Raw genomic sequence first — 14,719 nt, forward strand, 5'->3', positions numbered from 1 at the left:
AACCGCGTGGCGGAACTGGTTCGCCGCGGCGAATACGCGGCTCGCGGCGATTACCACCGCACGCTGGATCCGAACTGGGAGTTCTATCCCACCTACCTCGCCAAGCTGACCGCGCTTCGGCAGTATCTCGACGCATTGCCGCGAGGTTCGCGCGTCCTCGACGCGGGCTGCGGCGAAGGCGTGCTCGTCGAGGAGTACGCCGATCGCCTGGCGATGCGTGGCGTCGACATGAACTACGCGTCCGAGCGTGTCACGCACGGCTCGGTCACCGCCTTGCCGTTCCCCGACGGCTCGTTCGATCGCGCGCTCTGTCTCGACGTGCTCGAGCATCTTGCCTACGAAGACCAACCGCGCGCGCTGGCCGAGCTGCACCGCGTGCTCGCGCCGGACGGAGAACTGCTGGTGTCGGTGCCCAACCTGGCGCACCTGCAGTCGCGCGTCCAGTTCCTGCTGCGCGGCCGCCTGATCCGCACCGCATCCGAGTTCAAGCACCCCGGCGATCGCCCGGTCTTCGAGTACCTGCGGCTTGCCAGGCGGGCCGGCTTCGCGCTCGTCCACCGCCGCGGCATCTTCCCGACGGTGCCGATCGTCACGCATTTCATCCGGAAGCATCCGCGCCGGCTGGCGCCGCTGCACCGGGCCCTCACCCGGCTGCTGCCGGTGCCGGGCTGGTGCTTCCTCAACCTGCTCACCTTCCGCAAGAGCTGAGCGCGAGCCGGTTCGAGCGGGGCACGAGCATTGTTCGCGAAAATCCGGGAGCTCTCCAGGAACATCACGGTCTACGGGCTCGGCGACGTCGCCGTGTCCGTGATCAACGTCCTCCTGCTGCCGGTCTATGTCGTCTACTTCAGCGCCGCCGACTATGGCGCGATCGCGCTGCTCGGCGTGATGGAGGTGGTCGCCAAGATCGTGTTCCGCTTCGGCCTCGACGGGTCGTTCATGCGGTTCTACTACGACTGCCGCGACGGCCGCGAGCGGCAGCGGCTGGCGAGCACCATTTTCCTGTTCCTGCTGGTGCTCAACGGGGCCATCGTCGCCGTGATGCTCGCGGCGGCGCCGTGGATCGCGCACGCGCTCATCGGCGATCGCGTCTACACCGCGGCGCTGCGGCTGATGCTCTTCAACACGTTCGCGATCGGCTTCACCTTCATTCCGTTCCACGTGCTGCGGGTGGAACAGAGGACGGTCACGTTCAGCCTGCTGACGCTGGCCCGCTCGGTCCTGACCATCGTCATCCGGCTGGCGCTCGTGATCCGGCTCGGCATGGGCGTCACCGGCCTCTATCTCGCAGACGTGATCGTCACCTCGATCATCATGGCCGTCCTGGTGCGGTGGTTCGTGCCGATGCTGCGGCCGATCTTCTCGCGCCAGTTGCTGACCGAGACGCTGGCGTTCGGCTTGCCGCGGGTGCCGCACGCGGCGGCCCAGCAGGTCAGCGCGGTCGGCGACAAGCTGATCCTGCGCCTGTTCACCACAATGGAGAACATCGGCGTCTATTCGACGGCGGTGTCGGTCGGACTGACCCAGAAGCTGTTCCTCAGCGCGTTCGAGTCGGCTTGGGCGCCGTTCTACTACGCGTCCGTGAAGGAGCCTGACGCGCCGCGCGTCTTCCGCCTCGTCACCACCTACGGCGTCGCCATCCTGGCGCTGCTCACCGCCGGACTGTCCGCTGCCGGCACCGACGCGCTGCGGGCGATGACCCACGGGCGTCTGATCGCTCCCGCGGATCCGCGGTGGAGCGCCGTGTCGAGCGTCATCGCCTGGACCGCAGTCGGCGTCTTTTTCCAGGGCGTCTACCTGCTGACGTCGATCGGCCTCAACATCACCAAGCAGACGCGCTTCTACCCCGTCGCCACGATCAGCGCCGCGGCGGTCAACGTCGGGCTCAACTTCCTCCTGATCCCGCGCTACGGCATCGTCGGGGCCGCCTGGGCGAACGGGATCTCGTACGGCGTCCAGGCGGTCCTCGGATACCGTCTGTCGCAGCGGTACTACCCCATCTCCTACGAGTGGGGCCGCCTCGCCCGTGTCTGCGCCGCGGCGTTCACGGGCTATCTGATCGCGATCCTCCTGCCCCGACTCGACGTGGCCCTCGATCCGCGGTCGTCGCTGGCGCCGGTTCCCGACGCGCTGCTGCGCGGCGCCGTCGTGGTCGTCGTGTTCGGTGGACTGCTCTTCGTGACCGGGTTTTTCCACGCGGAGGAGCTCGAGCGGCTGCGGGCCCTGCGCCGCGGCAGTCCGCCGTTGCCGGCGCAGCGGGCGCCGGACAGTACCGAACGGGCTGGGGAAATCGTCGCCACCGACATCGAACCGCCGGGCTAGATCCGCCTAACTCGTGGTACACTAACGGCTTCGGCCGTCAGCTCAATGACCCTGGTTAAAAAACTGCGCCATCGGCTCGCGTCACGCGCCCGTGCGCTTCCCGTCGCGCGCCACGCGTGGGCCCGCTACAGAAAGCGTCGGTATCGCGATCGCGTCCAGCGCTTCATCGACGAGGGCAGCGGCCGCTCCGACCGTTTGCCGATGGGCGCCGTCTACGAAGCGACGATGCGGTGCAACCTGCACTGCGAGTTCTGCTACGTCGGCGATCTGCTGAACCTCGAGGGGGAGTGGCGCGAAGAGCTGCCGATCGAGGCGCTGGCGCGCGCGTTCCCTGAGCAGAACGGCCTCCAGATCAATCTCACCGGCGGCGAGATCTTCATGCGGAAGGACATCCTGGAGGTGCTGGATCTCTTCCGCAGCAAGGGCTACGCCTGCGGCTACCTCACGACCAACGGCACGATCATCACCGAGGAGCGCGCCGACGCGCTCGCCGATCTCGCGGCGGCCGGCTTTCTGAAGCACATCAGCGTGTCGGTCGACGGCCCGCGCGAGCTGCACGACATCGCGCGCGGACTCACCGGGACGTTCGAGCGGACGACCGCCGGCCTCAAGCGCCTGCAGGAGTCGGCGCGCCGCAAGGGAGCGCCGCTGCGCGTCGGCATCAATACGACGGTGACCCACGAGAGCCTCGAGGCGCTCGATCGCATGGTGGACGTGGCCGAGGAGCTCGGGGTGGATGCGATCGGGCTCAATCACCTGATGTACAGCACGCCGGAAGAAGTCGCGGAGACGGTGAAGATCCTCGGCGCGCCTGACGCGTCGGTGATTGCCACCTACGTCACGCCCGATCCCGGACTCGACGTCGCGCAGGTGCGCGCCAAGGTCGGCGCGCTCGCCGCGAAGTGCCGCGAGAAGAACGTGCTCTTCGATTTCCGGCCGAAGGTGCACGAGCCGCTGCTGGACAGCTACTACACGCCCGGCACTCGGCTCGACGGCCGCTGCCTGTATCCGTTCCTGCACGCGCGCGTGTCGTTCTCGGGCAAGGTCTACTTCTGCCCGTTCATCCGCATCGAGGTGGGCGACCTGACCACGTCCTCGCTCGAAGAGGTGTGGAACGGCGAGAAGTACGTCGCGCTGCGGCGCACGCTCCTCGAGCACGGGATCTTTCCGGTGTGCCGCCGCTGCTGCAAGGTCGAGCTCGCCCCGGAGCCGGTCGTCGCGACGGCCGACCTGCGAAAACGCCGCGCGATTCCGCTGACGGTGGTCCACAACTGATGACGCGCCTCGGACACCGCACGCTGCTCGTCAACCCGCCGCTCGTCAACGGCGTCGCGTTCACGCGCCAGGGCCGCTGCCAGGAGCGCGAGGAAGTGCTGGGCACGACGAAGCCGCCCTACACGCTGGCCCTGCTCGCCGCGATGCTGCGCGAGGCGGCGTTCGACGTGCGCCTCGTCGATCTCACGGCGACCGGCCGCACGGTCGACGATTTGATCGCGGATCTCGATCGCCAGGGGTTCCAGCCGACGCTGATCCTCTATCCGAGCACGACGCCGACGCTCGAGGCCGACACGCACGAGATGGCCAGACTGAAGGCCCGCTACGGCGCGCCGCTGTTCTCGTTCGGTCCGCACGCCTCCACCGTCCCGCTGGCCTCGATGCAGCGCGCCCCTGAGGTCGACGGTCTGTTCGTCGGCGAACCGGAGGACGGTGCGCTGCAGCTCGCGCAGCTCGAGTCGCTCGCCGATCTCGGCGCCGTCCCGAGCCTGACCTGGCGGCGCCACGGGGAAATCGTGCCGCATCGGGCGCAGGGCTCCTACGAGGGTTTCCTGACGCTGCCGTATCCGGCCTGGGACCTGGTGCCGCTGGGCTCGTACAGTCTGCCGCTCGTCAACCGGCCGTACGCGATCGTCGAGACCAGCCGCGGCTGTCCGTACGCGTGCGACTTCTGCGTCGCGCCGATCCATCAGGGACACAAGTTCCGCGAGCGCAGTGCCAAAGCGATCGTCGACGAAATCGAGCGCGGCTATCGCGAGTTCGGGCTGGACTTTTTCTACCTGTGGGGCGACACGGTCACACTGAACGTGAAGACGTTCACAGCGTTCTGCGACGAACTGATCGCACGCAAGCTGCCGGTGCAGTGGCTCAGCAATGCGCGCGCCGACAACCTGACCGACCCGGCCTTCGTCCACCGGCTGCGCAAGGCCGGCTGCTGGATGCTGGCGATGGGGATCGAGACCGAGTCGGAAGACATCCGCAAGGACATGGTCAAGCGGCTCGATCGCGAGAAGATCCAGCTTGCGATCAGGAACATGCGCGACGCCGGCATCCGCTCGTTCGCCTTCTTCATCTTCGGATATCCGGGCGAGACCATCAAGACGATCAACCAGACCATCCAGTATTCGGTCGAACTCGATCCCGACTTCGCCAACTTCTATCCCGCCGTCCCCTACCCCGGAACAGAGCTCTACAACAAGGTGGTTCGCGACGGGCTGCTCGCCGCCGAAGACTGGTCGCGGATGGAGTATTCGTACTATCTGCTGCGCGGCAACGGCCTCGACGAGAAGGTGGTCATGGACGCGATCAACCGGGCCAAGCGCCGGTTCTTCATGCGTCCGAAGTACATCGCGCGCAAGTTCGGCGACGTGCTGAAGCTCGCCGCCACCAAGCCGCAGATCTTCAGACAGATCGCCAGCCGGACGATCTTCGGCGTCAGGACGCCCGCTCCCGCCCGCGTAAAAAATTCCGCGGCACTGTCATCGAACGCGACAGCCCATCAGTAATAACAGGCGCGTTTCCGCGCCCGGTCGCTGGCGTCTTCCTTGCGGTCGGGGCCGGTCTCATGTCAATCAAACGCCTCGGTTGTTTGCTCTGGGTGTGTGTGTTGACGTCGGCGGCCCCCTCGCGAGCCGCGACGATCACCGTCGCGGCGGGCGGCAACCTGCAGGCGGCGATCAACGCCGCCGCCCCCGGCGACACGATCCTCCTCCCTGCGGGCGCGGTCTTCACCGGCAACTTCGTGCTGCCAGTCAAGGGCGGCAGCGCCTTCATCACCATCCGGTCCGCGGCCGCTGATGCGTCGCTGCCGGCCGCCGGCGTGCGCATCGATCCTTCGTACGCGGCGCTTCTGCCGAAGGTCCGCTCCGACCACAATGGCGCCGCATTTCAGACCGCGGCCGGCGCCACCTTCTGGCGGCTGCAGTTCCTGGAGATTCTGCCGAGCGAATCGACCGCCAGCGCCAATCTCATCGAGCTCGGACACGCCGATGCGACCCAGTCGACGATCGCCTCAGTCCCGCAGCACCTGATCATCGATCGCTGCTACATTCACGGCGCCTCCTGGGATCAGCGCCGCGGCATCGCGCTCAACAGCGGTGACACCCTCATCTCCAACTCCTACATCTCGGGGATCAGGGGCACCAACGTCGACACGCAGGCGATCGCCGGCTGGAATGGCCCCGGGCCGTACTTGATCGAGAACAACTATCTCGAGGCCGGAGCGGAGAACCTGCTGTTCGGCGGCGACGATCCGGATATCCCGGGGCTGGTGCCGTCCAACATCACGATCCGCCGCAACCTGGTCAGTAAGCCCGCCGCGTGGGCGACGTCCGGGTACACGCTCAAGAACCTGATCGAATTGAAGAACGCCGACACCGTGACGATCGAGGGCAACACCATCGAGAACAACTGGGCGGCGGGCCAGCAGGGCTATTCGATTCTGCTGACGCCGCGCAACCAGAACGGCACCGCTCCCACGACGGTGGTGCAGAACGTCACGATCCGCAACAACGTCATCCGCCACGTGGCGGCGGTCTTCAACATCGCCGGCTACGACGACCTGAATCCGTCGCGCCAGACGGCCAACGTGCAGATCGCCAACAACCTGGTCTACGACGTCAGCAGCGCCTACGCCACCAGCGGCAACCCGGCCAACGGCTGGTTCGCGGTGATCGGCAACGGCCCGCGCGGCGTGGTGTTCGATCACAACACGATCGACAGCGACGGCGATGACACGTTCTGCTTCTATTCGGGAACGACCGCCGCCGGCGCGGTGATCACCGGCCTCGAGATCACCAACAATCTCTTCCGCGACAATGCCTACGGCATCTTCGGGGGCAACTCGCAGGAGGGCCTCAAGTCGCTCGCGCTGTATGCGCCGGGCGCCTACGTGGGCGGCAACGCCATCGGCGGCGCAACCGCGGCGCTGTACCCGGGCGGCAACCTCTTCCCATCGCTGACCCAATGGTCCGCCGACTTCGTCAACCGCGCCGGCGGCGACTACCATCTGACGTCGGCGAGCGCCTCGCGCGGCACCGCGCTCGACGGCACCGACATCGGCGTCGCGTTCCCGGCGCTCGACGCCGCGCTCGCCGGCAGCTCGTCGGCCCCCCCGCCGCCGCCCGCGCCGGATCCGACGCCGTTCACCGGCACGCCGATCGCTCTCCCGGGACGGATCGAGGCCGAGAACTACGATAACGGCGGCGACGGCGTGGCCTATCACGACACGACCGCGGGCAACAGCAGCGGCGCCTACCGCACGGACAACGTCGACATCAAGGCCACGAGCGACAGCAGCGGCGGCTACAACGTCAAGAGCGTCCGCGCCGGCGAGTGGCTGGCCTATACCGTCAACGTCGCCGCCGCCGGCAGCTACACGCTCGGCTTCCGGGTCGCGTCGAGCGGCACGGGCGGCACCGTGCACGTCGCCATCGACGGCGCCGCGGTCACCGGCGCGATTGCCCTGCCCGACACCGGTGGCTGGGATGTGTGGAAGACCGCGACCGTTGCCGGCGTCACGCTCCCCGCCGGTCAGCACGTGCTGACGCTCGTCATCGACGCCAACGGCAGCGCCGGCACGGCGGCCGACATCAACTGGATCGACGTGACAGCCGCCGGCCTGACGACCAAGCCCTGGGGCGGGACGCCGGCGGCGCTGCCTGGAACGATCCAGTTCGAGAACTACGACATGGGCGGTTCGGGCGTCTCGTACTACGACACCACCGCGGGCAACAGCACCGGCGCGTATCGATCCGACAACGTCGACATCAAGGCCACGAGCGACAGCAGCGGCAGCTACAACGTCAAATCCGTCCGCGCCGGCGAGTGGCTGGCCTACACCGTCACCATCGGCGCCGCGGGCACCTACTCGCTCGATCTGCGCGTCGCCTCGAGCGGCACGGGCGGCACGGTGCACTTCACGCTCGACGGGACGAACGTCACTGGTGCGATCGCCCTCCCCAACACCGGCAGCTGGGATACCTGGCAGACCGTCACCAAGACCGGCGTGTCGCTGCCGGCCGGCACGCACGTGCTGAAAGTGATCGTGGATGCGAACGGGTCGGGCGGGACGGCTGCGGATTTGAACTGGTTCAAATTCCGCTGAGTGCCGAGGGCGGCAGTATGCGGTGCTCCGGACGGGGCACCGCGTGCGCACGTTGATAGGCGCGCAGGTCGCGAAGCTGCCGCAGGTAGCCGGCGGCTTCCTTGAGATTCATCTTGCTCTCGCCCGCGGTGCGGGTCTGGAACACGTAGGGCACTTCGACGACCAGCGCCGGCGCGCTGCGGATGAGCAATTCCAGACAGATCTTGAATCCCCCGGCAGAAATCGTGACTCCGCGCGCCAGCTCGCGCCGCACCAGGAAGAACCCCGACGTCACGTCGCGAACCGGCGTCAGGCCGCGCGCCAGCCGGCAGGCGAAGCGCGACATCAGCTCGCGTGAAAACGACCAGTCCCCGGTGCCGCCGCCTGGAATGTACCGGCTGCCGATGACGAAGTCCGCCCCGGTGTCGAGTTGCGTCCGCACCATCCGCGGGACCAGCGCGGGGGGATGGCTCAGATCGGCGTCGATCACCCCGACGATCTGCGCCTCGCTCACCTCGAAGCCCTGGACCACGGCCGTCCCGAGGCCAAGCTTGCCCGCCCGATGGACCACGCGGATCGGATACCGCGTCGCCAGATCGTCGGCAACCCGGCCCGTCCCGTCGGGAGAGTTGTCGTCGACGATGACGAGATCCCCCTCGACGCCGCCCCGCTGGTAGGCGTCGAAGATCGCCGTCACCAGGTCGGGCAGGCGATCGCGCTCGTTGTACGTCGGGACGACGAGGGAGAGCGTCGGGGCGGCAGCGATGCGGTGCGGCAAGAAGCCTTGAATTATATTGCTAGTCTCCTGATGCCCAGACGCCTGTTGCTGGCGATCGCCGCATGCCTCGTCCTGATCCGCGTGCCGTCGCTGACCCAGCCCATGGGTCCGGATCAGGGGCTGTACGCCTATGTCGGCGACCGCATCCTGCACGGCGAGCTGGCCTACCGCGACGCGTGGGATCAGAAGCCGCCGGGCATCCACTACGTGTACGCCGGGCTGCGCGCCATCTCGCGGAGCGACGTCGCGGTCGCGTCGGCCGAACTCGCGGTTGCGCTCCTCGTCGCGGGGCTGGTCGGCCTGATCGGCGGCCGGCTCGCGGGGCCGGCCGCTGGCTGGATCGCGGCGCTGCTGTTCCTGCTGCTGTCGGACCCGAGCATGGATCGCTATGGCGGCGTGCGCGTCCGAGCACAGGCGGAGACGTTTATCGCGCTGGCGATCGCCGTCGCCTTTGTCACGGCGATCGCCGACGGCCGCTGGAAGCTGGCGCGCCTGTTCGCCGCGGGCCTCGCGGTCGGCGCCGCCTTCACGCTGAAATACAACGCCGCCATCTATCTGATCGCGCTGCTCGCCGCGGCCGCGTTGAACGGCGGCATCACCGCCGCCGGAGCGGCCGCCGCCTGCGCCGGTGCGGTGGTCATACCGCTGCTCGCCCTGTCGGTGTTCTGGCGGGGCGGCGCGCTCGGCGATCTCTATCAGGCGACGATCGTCTACAACCTGCGCTATTCGAGCGAGACGTACGGGTCGCGGCTTGGCGTGCTCTGGTATCTCGTGACGTTCCCGATCCGGCACGCGCGGCTCAATCCCTTGTGGTTCACCGGCGGGCTCGGATCGCTGGCGCTGGCCGTCCTGGGCCTGCGGCAGCGCCGGCTGTGGATCCCGCTCGTCTGGGTCGGCGCCGCCTGTGTGTCGATCGCCATCAACGGCAGCCGCGAACTGCCGCAGTACTTCGTGCAGGCGGCGCCGGCTCTGGCGCTCGCCGCCGGCGTCGGGCTGGTGGCGGCGCTCACGCCGGCGCCCGCCCCGGCCCGCTGGATCGTCGTCCTGGCCGTCGCCTACGGCTGCTGGCGGGTCGGCTCCGATCCGTTTCCGAAGAAGATCGCCGCCAGCGTCTGGCACGATACGCGCTATCTCTTCGGCCGCATCGATCGCCGGACGCACCTGGCGCGCTTCGGCGGCGCGCGCGACACCGACAAGTACTCGGCGCTCGACAACGTCGACATCGGCGGGTTCCTTGCCGCGCATACGCAGCCCGACGAGGCGGTCTACGTGTTCGGATTCTCTCCAGGGTCCTACGCTTATGCGAGCCGCCGCAGCGCCTCGCGCTTCTTCTGGAGCCGCCCGGTGATCCTCGATTTCGACGGCAGCGATCCGCGCTACGGCGTCGCCGGCCTGCGCGCCGATCTCGAGCGAAGCCGGCCGGCCTACGTGATCCTGCAGCAGCACGACTGGTCGCCGGACGTGCAGGACTCGGCGCCATTCTTCCTGTCACAGCCGTCGCTCGCCGGCTGGCTGCGCGCGCATTACCATGAGCTGCACCCCTTCATGGATGGCTTCTCGGCGTGGGAGCGCGACGGACGATGACCAATCGGTCCTACTGGACCTGGCTCGCCGCGGTCGTCGTCCTGGCCGCCGCCCTGCGCGGACTGTTTCCAACGGCCGATCCTCCCTGGCGGTCCACGGTCGGGGTCGTGTGGCACGACGAGGGCGCGTGGACCCACAACGCCCGAAACAAGGCGCTCTACGGGCACTGGGTCCAGGACGCGTGGAATCCGGTCTACATCGCGCCCGTGTTCACCGGCCTCGAATATCTGTCGTTCGACGCGTTTGGCGTCGGCCTGCGGCAGGCACGGCTCGTCTCGGAGGTCTTCGGCGTCCTGTCCGTGGTCCTGCTCGCGCTGGGCGTGCGGCGGATCGCCGGAAACGCCGCCGGCCTCTATGCAGGAGCCCTGGCGGCCACGAACTACGTGTATGTCATGTACGACCGCGCCGCCATCATGGAAGGGCTGATGGCGGCGTGCATCGTAGGCTCGTGGTTCTGCTCGACCCGCGCCGAACGCCGGCCGATCTGGGGAGCCGCGGCCGCCGTGATGGCCGCACTCGCGTTCTTCACCAAGGCCGCCGCGGCGTTCTACGTGGCGTCCCTTGGTCTCGTGTCGATCCTGGCGCTCGTCGCGAGCCAGCCAAGAGACGGCGACCGCGGCGAGCCCGACTCGAACCATCGCGCCGCCGCGGCGTGGGCGCTGGCCGGCCTCGTCGTGTCGTTCGGGCTCGCCGCCGCGCTCTTCGTGCTCCCGCACTGGGCCGACTATCAGTTCTACAACTGGCAGGTCTCGGTGACCCGCAAGCCGAGCTACGACATGGCGTCACTGCTGCAACGGGTCACGTGGTTTCCGGTGCTGCACGACACCTTCAGCCGATCGTGGCCGGAACTGCTGCTCGCGCTCCTGGGCGCCTGGCAGATCGCGTCGCGGTGGCGCGGCGCGCGCGATGCCGAACGGCTGCTGCTGCTGTGGGTGGCGATGGGATCGCTCGAGATGCTGGTGCACGACGTCGGCAACGAGCGCCGCTTCGTGTTCCTCCTGCCGGCCTTGGCGGCATTCACCGGCATCGCCCTGGCGGCGCGCGCCTTCGAGTTCCACCGGCCGTCGACGCTGGTCGGGTGGCTGGCCCAGCCACTCGTCTTTTACTCGTGCTACGTCGTCACGGCTCCGCTGGTGCGCCTGCTGTTCCTCGGCGCCGTGCACGATCATCGACTGCGAGAAACCGTCCGAATCTCGGCAGTCGGCGCGCTGCTGGCTGGTTCGCTGACGATGTTCGTGCTGCGGAAACAGGGTGCCGCGTCGCTCTTCATGCGCCGGTGGGGAGCGGCGGCGCTGTTCGTCCTCCTGCTCGGCTGGGACTTGTTCCAGTTCGCCGGCTGGGCGCATGGGCGAACCTACAAGAACTATGCGGCGATGCTGGCGCTCAGGACCTCCGTCCCGCCGGAGACGCCGATTCAGGGGAAACTGGCCAACGGCCTGGCGCTCGAGAACCGCATCCGCCCGATCTTCATCGGCCATGGGTTCGGCAACTACGTCGATCGGACGCAGCGCGCGGATGTGCGATATATTTTGACCTACACCAGCCCCTGGCTCGGCTACGAAGGCTCTCAGATCGTGGACGTCCTTGACGCCTCGCCGGGCTGGCGGATCATCATGAAGTTCGACGTCGCGGAATCGAGCTCGGGCCACGACACGGCTGTTCTGATCGACAAGCGTGCGCGCGATTGACGAGCGCGCCATCAAGGCGCACGCCGACCAGCGATTCCGTTCCGAGTACGACTACGCGCTGTTCGAGTACTACCGCAGCGCGAAAGTGATCGCCTTTCTCGATCGCTCGGGTGTCAGGATCGCCGGCCGCGTCCTCGACGCGGGCTGCGGCGGCGGCGGCATGCCGCTGTCCCTCGCCGAAGAGGCGCGTCAGGTCGTCGGGATAGATCCGATCAACCGTTTCGGCGATGCCGGGGTCCGCCTGGCGCGCGAGCGGGAGCGCGGCAACCTGCGGTTCGCGCTGGCCGACGGCATGGCGCTGCCGTTTGCGACCGGCGTCTTCGATCTGGTGCTGTCGCACGCGGTCATCGAGCACGTCGCCGACGCGCCGCGCTACCTGCGCGAATGCGCGCGTGTCCTGGCGCCGGGTGGGCGCGTGTATCTCTCGACTTCGCCGTATCTGTCGTTTGCGGGCGCGCACCTGCCGCGGCTGAAGCTGCCGGTGCCGCTGCACCTGATCGTCGGCCGGCGTCTGGCCTTTCGCGCGTTCGTGCGCCTGGCGCGGCACGCGCCGTGGCTGCTGCGCGAGCCCGCCAACGAGAATTCGTTCATCAAGCTGGCGCGGCTCGGCCAGATCAAGCACGACGACCTGCTGGAAAAGGTGACCGTGTCGCGGCTCCGGCAGCAGATTTCCGCCGCCGGCTTGGCGATCGTCCGCGAAGAGCTGCACGTCACCGCGACGATCCGCCGGCTGCCACGGCTGCTCGCCCAGGCCGTACGCGAAGACGGCATCTTGCGCGACATCTTCATCAGCAACATGGAGTACGTGCTCGCGCGCGCCGGCGATCCTTCACGCGTCCCGAATCCCGCGACGCCGTCGCAGCGTGGCACGACCGGGAGCCGGCCCGCCGGGGCGGACGGCCATGCCTAAGCCGGACGTCGATCGCTATCGTCCGGAGGATCGCCGCGGCGTCGAGGCGCTCTACCGCCGGGTGTTCGGCAGCGACGCGGCCGAGTCGAGCCGGCTGCGCTGGGAGTGGCAGTACCGCCGCAACCCGAACAACCCTCGTGGCGAACCGGAGATCTGGGTGGCCCGCGAGGGGCCCGCCATCATCGGGCAGTACGCGACGATGCCGGTGCGGCTGTCGATCCTCGGACGCGAAGTCACCGGCTCGTGGGGAATGGACGTAATGGTCGCGCCTGAGCGCCAGCGGCAGGGCATGGGCGAAGTGCTGTTCACGACCTGGGACCGGAACGTCGGTGCGTCGCTCGGCCTCGGTCTCTCCGGCTCGTCCTACCGCCTCTTTCAGAAGCTGCACTGGCCCGACCTGGGGCCCATCCCATGCTTCGTCAAGCCACTGTCGCGCCGCGCCTTCCGCAACCCGCGCTGGCCCATGCCGATCAACCGTCTGGTGTCGGCGCTGACCTGGCCGTTCGTGATGATCGTCGCCAGGACTCGGCCATTGCGGGCCGAAGTGCGCCTCGTGCAGCGGTTCGACGAGAGCTTCACGCAGCTCTGGGAGCGCGTCGCGCCGAACTTCGATTTTGCGGTCCGCCGCGACGCGGCCTATTTGAACTGGAAGTACACGGGAGCGCCGCACGTCCGTTACATGATCGCGGCGCTGGTGCGGGAGGACGCGACGGCGGGCTACGCCATCTACCGGCACGTCTACGAACCGCGCGGCCGCGTCACGCTGCTCGTCGATCTGCTCGCCGATCCCGAAGACGAGCAGGGCATTGCGACGCTGCTGCACTGGATCGATCGCGAGGCGCGCCAGGCGGATTCCGATAAGATCCGCGCCTTCGCGCTCCACGCCGCCTACCGCAAGGCGCTCAAGCGCGCCGGCTACTTCCAGGTGAAGTCGACCATGGAATTCGTCGCGAAGATCAACGGCCTCGAGGTGCCCGAGTCGTTCTATGGCAGCACGGATCGCTGGCACGTCACGCTCGGCGACTCGGATCAGGACCGGTAGGGAAGGAAGCGAAACACGAAGGCGCGAAGGAACACGAAGACAGCGAAGGGACACGAAGACGCGAAGGAACATGCAGCTGCTCGTGGGGATCGACACGGAAGGCGACAACCAGTGGGACGCCGCGGCGCGGGCGGCCCAGCGGTTCGAGAACATCTATGCGCTGCCGCGGCTGCACGCGCTGTTCGCGCGTCACGGGGTGCGCCCCACCTACGTCGTCACCTACCCGGTCGCGGTCGATCCCCGCTCGGCGGAGACGCTGCGCGCGCTGCAGGCGCTGGGCGATTGCGAGATCGGCGCGCACCATCACGCCTGGGAAACACCTCCCTGCAGTGAAGACGACGTGCGGCGCCATCCCTACGCGGCCAGCCTGCCGCTGCCGCAGTTCGAGCAGCAGCTGCTGCGGTTGACCGAGGCCATCGAGCAGGCCGTCGGACGCCGGCCGGTGTCATATCGGTCGGGTCGGTTCGGGTTCTCGGCCCCGCACGTAGCCGCGCTCGAACGTCTCGGCTACCTGGTCGAATCGAGCGTGGCGCCGCTCTTCTACGAGGCGCACAAACAGGGGCCCGACTTCGTCGAGGCGCCGCTGCGCCCATATTTTCTCTCCTACGACAGCGCAACCAAGCCGGGCACGAGCGCCGTGCTCGAAGTGCCGTGCTCGGCGGCGCTCAACCGGCATCTGCCGCGGTGGCTGCAGTATCTCTACGCGCGGGCGCCACGCCCCTACACGACCAAGCGCGTGCTGAGGAAGATGGGCGTCGCGCACGTCCGCTGGCTGCGGCCGTCGTATTCCTCGCTCGAGGACATGCGGGCCCTGGCCGCCGATCTCGCGGCGGCGCGGCAGCCGGTGCTGAACCTGCTGTTCCACTCGAGCGAGGCGATCGTCGGCGGGAGTCCCTACAACCGGACCGACGCCGAGCTCGCGGCATTCTGCGATCGGCTCGAGCGCTTCTTCGAGTACGCGATCGGCGGCCTGAAGGCGGTGCCGGCGACGTTCGCCGAATTCCAGCGCGCCTACTGCGAACCCGCTCCCCGCTGA

11 protein-coding genes are annotated in these 14,719 nt (G+C 68.2%); 10 read left to right on the plus strand and 1 reads right to left on the minus strand.

Features of this window, described 5'->3' with window-relative positions:
- Positions 1-6: 6 nt before the first annotated feature.
- Genes VGI12_13590 through VGI12_13610 form a run of 5 tightly spaced genes read left to right on the plus strand, consistent with a single transcriptional unit; the run spans position 7 to position 7,702 of the window.
- On the plus strand, positions 7-708 hold the full coding sequence (locus VGI12_13590; GenBank protein HEY2433702.1) for a methyltransferase domain-containing protein: 702 nt from the start codon (positions 7-9) through the stop codon (positions 706-708).
- A 30-nt stretch (positions 709-738) separates the two neighbouring features.
- Positions 739-2,322, plus strand: coding sequence for a lipopolysaccharide biosynthesis protein (locus VGI12_13595; protein ID HEY2433703.1), 1,584 nt, complete (start codon positions 739-741; stop codon positions 2,320-2,322).
- 45 nt (positions 2,323-2,367) lie between these two features.
- Positions 2,368-3,597, plus strand: coding sequence for a radical SAM protein (locus VGI12_13600; protein ID HEY2433704.1), 1,230 nt, complete (start codon positions 2,368-2,370; stop codon positions 3,595-3,597).
- Positions 3,597-5,102: a radical SAM protein gene (locus VGI12_13605; GenBank protein HEY2433705.1), complete on the plus strand. Its 1,506-nt coding sequence runs from the start codon at positions 3,597-3,599 to the stop codon at positions 5,100-5,102. The genes VGI12_13600 and VGI12_13605 overlap by 1 nt, the downstream gene beginning before the upstream one ends.
- Before the next feature lie 59 nt (positions 5,103-5,161).
- Positions 5,162-7,702 carry a carbohydrate-binding protein gene (locus tag VGI12_13610; GenBank protein HEY2433706.1) on the plus strand — a complete coding sequence of 847 codons (2,541 nt, stop codon included), beginning with the start codon at positions 5,162-5,164 and terminating at the stop codon, positions 7,700-7,702.
- Here the strand turns inward: VGI12_13610 and VGI12_13615 are convergent.
- Positions 7,689-8,459 carry a polyprenol monophosphomannose synthase gene (locus VGI12_13615; GenBank protein HEY2433707.1) on the minus strand — a complete coding sequence of 257 codons (771 nt, stop codon included), beginning with the start codon at positions 8,457-8,459 and terminating at the stop codon, positions 7,689-7,691. The two genes, VGI12_13610 and VGI12_13615, sit on opposite strands and share 14 nt — an antisense overlap.
- A 30-nt stretch (positions 8,460-8,489) precedes the next feature.
- Between VGI12_13615 and VGI12_13620 the strand changes: the two genes are divergently transcribed.
- The 5 genes from VGI12_13620 to VGI12_13640 all read left to right on the plus strand — a co-directional run bounded on the left by VGI12_13620 (position 8,490) and on the right by VGI12_13640 (position 14,719).
- On the plus strand, positions 8,490-10,043 hold the full coding sequence (locus VGI12_13620) for a hypothetical protein (protein HEY2433708.1): 1,554 nt from the start codon (positions 8,490-8,492) through the stop codon (positions 10,041-10,043).
- Positions 10,040-11,731 carry a glycosyltransferase family 39 protein gene (locus VGI12_13625; GenBank protein HEY2433709.1) on the plus strand — a complete coding sequence of 564 codons (1,692 nt, stop codon included), beginning with the start codon at positions 10,040-10,042 and terminating at the stop codon, positions 11,729-11,731. Before VGI12_13620 ends, VGI12_13625 begins: the two co-directional genes overlap by 4 nt.
- On the plus strand, positions 11,718-12,641 hold the full coding sequence (locus VGI12_13630) for a class I SAM-dependent methyltransferase (GenBank protein ID HEY2433710.1): 924 nt from the start codon (positions 11,718-11,720) through the stop codon (positions 12,639-12,641). Before VGI12_13625 ends, VGI12_13630 begins: the two co-directional genes overlap by 14 nt.
- The gene (locus VGI12_13635) at positions 12,634-13,683 is read left to right on the plus strand and encodes a GNAT family N-acetyltransferase (protein HEY2433711.1); all 1,050 of its coding nucleotides are present in this window, start codon (positions 12,634-12,636) and stop codon (positions 13,681-13,683) included. The genes VGI12_13630 and VGI12_13635 overlap by 8 nt, the downstream gene beginning before the upstream one ends.
- 70 nt (positions 13,684-13,753) lie before the next feature.
- Positions 13,754-14,719 (plus strand): polysaccharide deacetylase family protein, encoded by a 966-nt coding sequence (locus tag VGI12_13640; GenBank protein HEY2433712.1) that lies wholly within the window; start codon positions 13,754-13,756, stop codon positions 14,717-14,719.

The sequence above is a fragment of the Vicinamibacterales bacterium genome (assembly GCA_036496585.1).
Taxonomy (GTDB): domain Bacteria; phylum Acidobacteriota; class Vicinamibacteria; order Vicinamibacterales; family 2-12-FULL-66-21; genus JAICSD01.